The sequence below is a fragment of the Nocardiopsis alkaliphila YIM 80379 genome (assembly GCF_000341005.1).
In the GTDB taxonomy this organism is placed as follows: domain Bacteria; phylum Actinomycetota; class Actinomycetes; order Streptosporangiales; family Streptosporangiaceae; genus Nocardiopsis; species Nocardiopsis alkaliphila.
Map to the genome: position 1 here is coordinate 1 of NZ_ANBD01000002.1, position 6677 is coordinate 6677.

General features: G+C 66.1%; 5 protein-coding genes. 1 reads left to right on the forward strand and 4 read right to left on the reverse strand.

Features of this window, described 5'->3' with window-relative positions; all coding sequences use genetic code 11:
* From nrfD to D472_RS0100480, 4 genes are all read right to left on the reverse strand, one after another.
* On the reverse strand, positions 1–627 hold a 627-nt coding region (gene nrfD / locus D472_RS0100465; protein WP_017602534.1), incomplete at its 3' end, for an NrfD/PsrC family molybdoenzyme membrane anchor subunit.
* Complete coding sequence (locus D472_RS0100470; RefSeq protein ID WP_017602535.1) at positions 624–1511, reverse strand: 4Fe-4S dicluster domain-containing protein; 888 nt, start codon at positions 1509–1511, stop codon at positions 624–626. The genes nrfD and D472_RS0100470, both read right to left, overlap by 4 nt.
* A gap of 3 nt (positions 1512–1514) precedes the next feature.
* On the reverse strand, positions 1515–4769 hold the full coding sequence (gene fdh / locus D472_RS0100475; RefSeq protein WP_017602536.1) for a formate dehydrogenase: 3255 nt from the start codon (positions 4767–4769) through the stop codon (positions 1515–1517).
* Positions 4770–4964: 195 nt separating this feature from the next.
* Positions 4965–5354 (reverse strand): DUF2267 domain-containing protein, encoded by a 390-nt coding sequence (locus D472_RS0100480; RefSeq protein ID WP_017602537.1) that lies wholly within the window; start codon positions 5352–5354, stop codon positions 4965–4967.
* A 535-nt stretch (positions 5355–5889) separates the two neighbouring features.
* Between D472_RS0100480 and D472_RS0100485 the strand changes: the two genes are divergently transcribed.
* A partial coding sequence (locus tag D472_RS0100485) for a cbb3-type cytochrome c oxidase subunit I (protein ID WP_193373410.1) occupies positions 5890–6677 on the forward strand: 788 nt, incomplete at its 3' end.

Sequence of the window (6677 nt, forward strand, 5' to 3'; positions counted from 1 at the left end):
CCAGGCGGGGACGGCGGTGTCACAGATCAGCGGGGCCGTGTAGGTGACAACCAGCGGCCCGGTCAGCCCCGCGCCGATGGTGGCGGCCCGCCCGATCCGTGGGAACCACCCAGTGGCCGCGGTGACCGCGGCCACTCCGGCCAAGGGCCCGTACCCCATGAGGATCCACGACCCCATACTCATCGGTGAGGTCGGTTTGAACACCCGCAGCATGTTGAGGAAGCGTTCCGGCCGGCCCAGGTCGTGGATCAGCGCGGCCGTCGAACCGGAGATCGCGGCCAGGGCGGTGTACTTGAGGGGGCGTGCCAGGCCGGGACGGCCGGTGCACTCGGCCCCTGCGGCCAAGACGGACGAGGCCCCGGCGAGCCCGCCCAGGAACAGGTAGCCGCCGATGTCGCCGGCCTTCCACACGATCTGGTTGAGGACCGGTCTGCCGTGGTAGGTGCGAAACTCGGCCTCTGGCACCCGGGTGGGCTCGCCCCCACGTCGCCGGCCCCCGCCAGGACCCTTGCCACGGTGTTCACCGTGCCGCCTTCGCTGCTCCTGGGAGACCACCTCGGCCGCGCCGGTGATGGCTTGGTGTCCGGCCTGGCTCAGGCCCTCGCCCGTCCGGTCGGGATTGCTCATGACCGCCTCCCCACGAACGCCGAGGCCGCCCCGGCCAAGAGCACGAGTGCGGCGGTGCCCGCGTGGCGCCACATCGACGGCAGGTCCCGGGTGGTCACCACGGGATCCGGTGGCAGACCGTACACCTCGGGTTCGTCCAGCAAGAGGAAGAACGCACCCGCGCCGTCGACACCGTCGTCGGGGTCCTCCCCGTACAACCGCGCCGAGGAGACCCCCGCTCCATGAAGGTCCCGCACCCGCCGGTCGGCACGCTCACGCAACTCGTCCAGGTCGCCGAACTGGATCGAGTCGGTGGGGCACGCCTTGGCGCACGCGGGCTCCAGCCCTTCTCCGATACGGTCGTAGCACAGGGTGCACTTCCAGGCGCGACCGTCCACCTCCCGGCGATCGATCACCCCGTAGGGGCAGGCCGGCACGCAGTATCCGCACCCGTTGCAGATGTCCTCCTGCACCACCACGGTGTCGAACTCGGTCCGAAAGATCGCCCCGGTGGGGCATACGTCCAGGCAGGCGGCGCTCGTGCAATGCTTGCACACGTCCGAGGACATCAACCAACGGAAGTCCCCCGCGCCGTCGGCCGCCGAACGCTGTCCCGGAAGTTCGAAGGAGGGCATGCCCACGTCCACCGGGCCCGGGCCGCCCTCGGGCCGGCCCACCCCCGCGTCCTGGTGCCCCAAGGGCTCACGCTGCTCGATGAAGGCCACGTGCCGCCAGGTATCGGCGCCGAGCCGACCGCTGTTGTCGAAGGACGAGGCCAAGAAGTCCAGCCCGTCCTCGGGAACCATGTTCCACTCCTTGCAGGCCACCTCGCAGGCCTTGCAACCGATGCACACACTGGTGTCGGTGAAGAAACCCTTGCGGGAGGGCTGTCCGTCCGCCGTCATCACTCACCTCTCCGTTCCGGTCCGCTCGGTGATCAGGGCTCTGTTCCGGTACTCCTCGACCAGGGCCACTCGTTCCGGCCCCCGGGGACGCCGCCCGGGCCGGATGTCGGCCGTCAGCGCCTTGACCTCCTGGATGTGCACGTTGGGATCCAACGCCATGGACATCAGCTCGTTAGCCGCGTCACCGGTCGAGTAACCGTTGGGACCCCAGTGATAGGGCAGGCCGATCTGATGCACCACCCTGCCCTGCACCCGCAGCGGCCGCATGCGGTCGGTGACCAGTACCCGCGCCTCGATGGCGTTGCGGGCCGTGACGATCGTGGCCCAGCCGCCGTGTTCCAGGCCGCGCTCCTGGGCCAGTTCCGGGCCGACCTCACAGAAGAACTCCGGTTGCAGTTCGGACAGGTAGGGCGTCCATCGGCTCATGCCTCCGGCGGTGAAGTGTTCGGTGAGTCGGTAGGTGGTCACCACGTACGGGTACACGTCGGCCTCCGGCGTGTCGGGACGTGGGTGGTACCTGTTGAGTTCGTGCTGGTAGAGCAGGCGAGTGGGGTTGCGTTGGTGCCCGTACAGCGGGTTGGTGAACGGGGTGTCCTGGGGCTCGTAGTGGGTGGGCATGGGGCCGTCGTTGAGACCGGCCGGAGCGAACAACCATCCCTTGCCGTCGGCCTGCATGATGAACGGGTCCACCCCGCTCAGTGCCTCCACCCCCTTGGCCCCATCGCGGGGTCGGTAGGTGGGCGCCTTGTCGGGTTCGAAGTCGGCGACGTCGTACCCGCTCCAGCGCCCCGAATCCTCGTCCCACCACACCAGAGCCTTGCGCTCACTCCACGGACGCCCCTCGGGGTCGGCGGAGGCGCGGTTGTACAACACACGCCGGTTGTCCGGCCAGGACCAGGCCCACTCGGCGGCGATCCAATCCTGTTCACCACCGGGCTTCTTCCTGGCGGACTGGTTGACCCCGTCCTTGAAGACCCCGCAGTAGATCCAGCAACCGCAGCTGGTCGAACCATCGTCGCGTAGCTCCGTGTACCCGCTCAGGGGGCGGCCCTTGGCGTCGTGGCCGTTGATCTCGCGCAGTACCGCGTCGGCGCTGGGCTCCTCTCCCTCCTCCAGCGGATAGTCCCAGGTGAGTTCCAGGAGTGGGCGGTCCTTGGGGTCCTGCGAGCCTTGGAGCCGTTCCCGGATCAGACGACCCAGGTGGTACATGAACCACAGGTCGCTGCGTCGGTCACCACTGGGCACCACCGCGCGGTCGTGCCACTGTAGGGTCCGGTTGGTGTTGGTGAAGGTACCGGACTTCTCCGTGTGCGCGGCCGCCGGGAAGAAGAACACCTCCGTGCCGATGTCCTCGGTACGCATCTCTTGGGACTCGATCTCGGGACCGTCCTTCCACCAGGTGGCGCTCTCGATCAAGGAGAAGTCACGTACGACGAGCCAGTCCAGTTCGGCCATACCGAAGCGCTGGGCCCGGCTGTTGGCCGAACCCACGGCGGGGTTCTCACCCATGAGGAAGTAGCCCTTGCACACACCCTCGATCTGGGCCATGACCGTGTCGTAGGTGCTGTGCGATCTGGTGAGCCGGGGCAGGTGGTCGAAACGGAAGTCGTTCTCGGCGGTGGCGTGCTCACCCCACCAGGCCTTGAGCAGGCTGACCGTGTAGGACCGCATGTTCGACCAGAACCCCTTGTGCGGGTACCCGGCGGCCCTGACGTACCCGTCGAGGTCCTGCTCCTCGTGGGCGTGCGGCATGGGCAGGTAGCCGGGCAGGAGGTCGAACAGGGTCGGTACGTCGCTGGACCCCTGGATGCTGGCGTGCCCGCGCAACGCCTGGATTCCACCTCCCGGTCGTCCGATGTTGCCGAGCAACAGCTGGAGGATGGAGGCGGTACGGATGTACTGCGAACCCACGGTGTGCTGGGTCCACCCCACGGCGTAGCAGAACGCGCTGGTGCGGTCGGGGCCCGAGTTCTCGGTCAGATGGTCGCAGACCCTGGCGAACACGTCCCGCGGGATGCCGCACACCTCCTCGACCAGTTCCGGTGTGTAACGCGCGTAGTGGCGTTTGAGGATCTGGAACACACAGCGCGGATCCGTGAGCGTGCGGTCCTCCTTGCCCCCGTCCCGGATCACGGCGCCACCCGAACCCTGCTGTTCGGGGCGTCCCGCGTGTCCGATGTCCTGGCCCTCCTCTTTGCGGGTCCGGTGCAACTGGTTGCGGTCCCCCGCGGCTGCGGCCACCTCCACGCCTTCGTAGCTCCAAGAGGTGACGTCGTAGGTGTGGTCTCGCTCCGAGAAACCGGAGAACACCCCGTCCAGGTCCTCGGTGTCGCGGAAGTCCTCTCCCACCAGGGTCGCCGCGTTGGTGTAGTTCAGCACGTAGTCACGGAAGTACTTCTCCTCGGTCAGGACGTGGTTGATGATCGCGCCGAGGAAGGCGATGTCGGTGCCCGCCCGGATGGGCACGTGCAGGTCGGCCAGGGCGCTGGTGCGACTGAACCGCGGGTCGACGTGGATGACGACCGCTCCCCGTGCCTTGGCCTCCATCACCCACTGGAAGCCCACCGGATGGGCCTCGGCGAAGTTGGAGCCCTCGATCACGATGCAGTCGGAGTTCTGCAGGTCCTGGAGGAACATGGTCGCCCCGCCCCGACCGAAGGAGGTGCCCAGACCCGCCACCGTGGAGCTGTGGCACACCCGGGCCTGGTTCTCGACCTGGATCACGCCCAGAGCGGTGAAGAGCTTTTTGATCAGATAGTTCTCCTCGTTGTCGAGGGTCGCACCGCCCAGACTGGCGATACCGAGGGTGCGGGCCACCCTTTGCCCCTCGTGTTCCTGTTCCCAGGTCTGCTCGCGGGTCCGCAGGACCCGGTCGGCCACCATGTTCATGGCGGTGTCCAGGTCCAGTTCCTCCCAGTCGGTGCCGTAGGCGGGTCGGTACAGGACCTTGTCCCGTCGTGCGGAACCGGTGGTGAGTTGGAGGCTCGCCGAACCCTTGGGGCACAACCGTCCCCGGCTGATGGGGGAGTCGGGGTCCCCTTCGATCTGGATGACCTGCTCGTCACGGACGTAGACGTTCTGCCCGCATCCCACCGCGCAGTAGGGACAGACCGACTTGACCACCCGGTCGGCCTCGGCCGTGCGTGGCAGTAACCGGTCGCTGCGCTCGGACTTGACGGCCGAGCCGAGACCCATCGGATCATCACCGGCCACCTGTCTCAGTACGGGCCATGACCTCAGCCAGGTCCACATGCTCATGGAACACCCCCCCCGGCCCCGTGCACACGGGCCCTCGACGCGTTCCGTGCCCCCGGTTTCGGTTCGAGGCACGGTCCTCCACCGTGGGATAGGGGCCGGTGCTCTTCACGGAAAAACGCCGAGGGTTGGCCGAACCATGCCGGGGTCATGACCTTGCGGTCGGCCCCACGGCCTGGTGACCGTGGGGGCCGGGTGTCACGACAGTTCGGGTTTGCCGAACATCACGGCGTAGCCGGACGGCAGGTGACTCAGGAGTTGATTCAGTTCTCCGCCGGAGACCGTCTTGGCCACGGTCGTCAGGACCGCTCCGGAGTCCTGCTCCGCGGTCAGGGCGCGCCCACCGACCCGTTCGGCGACACGTTGGTGGAACTCCTCGACCCCGAAGGATTCGGGTTCGGGCTGTTCCGCTTGGCGGAAACCTTCGCCGAGTTGCTCCGGGAGTTGCGCGGCCAGCTTCTCGACCTGTTGCCCGGGCAGGCGAGTGGAAAGAACGGACAGGACCGCCGTCGTGACCTCTTCGGCCTCCTGATTGTCCCGGTACTCACCGAGTTCACGCACCTCGGCCAAGAACTCGTCGTAGCGCATGATCCACCTCGATTCCCCTTGAAGTTCGGGTTCTGCGTCCCGTGTCGGCATCCCTGCCCGTCTGAGGGCCTGTCGAATCACCGAGTCGGTGCTCGTCGGGGATCGATCTTCGTTCAGGAAGAAGGGTCGAATTTATGGATGAAGAAGGTGAATGGCGCGTAAAAAATGGGAATTCGCATCCTCGGGTCAAAGGTCCACCGGGATTCCGGGTCCTCCTATGAAATCGCTCCCCGGATTGCTAGATTGGCTGGCCGGATGAGAGGTGTGATCGTGAGATCCTGTCGAGGGCGGAGCCCTCTTTCGTGAGTTCGGGGGATGCGTTCTCCGTGGTTCGGGCCCTGGGTGACTAGAAGTATTGCCCGGATAATCGGACATTCGTTATTTAATCCTCATTCCCTCCTTTTTGGAGTATTTCTCTCCTGAAGAGTCCTCTTTCGTGTAACGTCGAGAACGGAGTTGTACCTTGGTCGACACGAGCACACGGCCCGCCGCCTCCGAGGGGGTGGAGAAAAAGGGCTCGATCATCGTCAATTGGATGACGTCGACGGATCACAAGGTCATCGGGTACATGTACCTGATCACCTCCTTCGCCTTCTTCGTCCTTTCCGGGATCATGGCGCTCTTCATCCGGGCCGAACTCTTCGCTCCGGGCATGCAGGTCATGTCCAACGAACAGTTCAACCAGATGTTCACCATGCACGGCACGCTCATGCTGCTGCTGTTCGCGACCCCGCTGTTCATCGGGTTCTCGAACGTGATCATGCCGCTGCAGATCGGCTCGCCCGACGTGGCGTTCCCGAGGATGAACCTGTTCAGCTACTACCTGTTCCTGTTCGGTGGCCTCATCACCATCGGCGGCTTCTTGACCCCGGGCGGCGCCGCCAGCTTCGGCTGGTTCGCCTACACACCGCTCTCCGACGCGGTGCGCTCACCGGGCATCGGCGGCGACCTATGGGTCCTGGGCCTGATCGTCTCGGGTCTGGGCACCATCCTGGGCGCGGTCAACTTCATCACCACCGGTCTGTGCATGCGCGCGCCCGGTATGACGATGTTCCGCATGCCGATCTTCACCTGGAACACCCTGCTCACCGGCATCCTCGTGCTCTTGGCCTTCCCGGTCCTGACCGGCGCCCTGGTGGCCCTGGGGGCCGACCGCATCGTCGGCACCCAGGTCTACAACCCCGAACACGGCGGCGCCATCCTGTGGCAGCACCTGTTCTGGTTCTTCGGTCACCCCGAGGTGTACATCATCGCGCTACCGTTCTTCGGTATCGTCACCGAGATCCTGCCGGTGTTCAGCCGCAAGCCGATCTTCGGCTACAA

Coding starts and splice junctions, on each gene's coding strand:
- D472_RS0100470 (WP_017602535.1), bottom strand. CDS start 1,511: ATGACGGCGGACGGACAGCCCTCCCGCAAGGGTTTCTTCACCGACACC.
- fdh (WP_017602536.1), bottom strand. CDS start 4,769: ATGAGCATGTGGACCTGGCTGAGGTCATGGCCCGTACTGAGACAGGTG.
- D472_RS0100480 (WP_017602537.1), bottom strand. CDS start 5,354: ATGCGCTACGACGAGTTCTTGGCCGAGGTGCGTGAACTCGGTGAGTAC.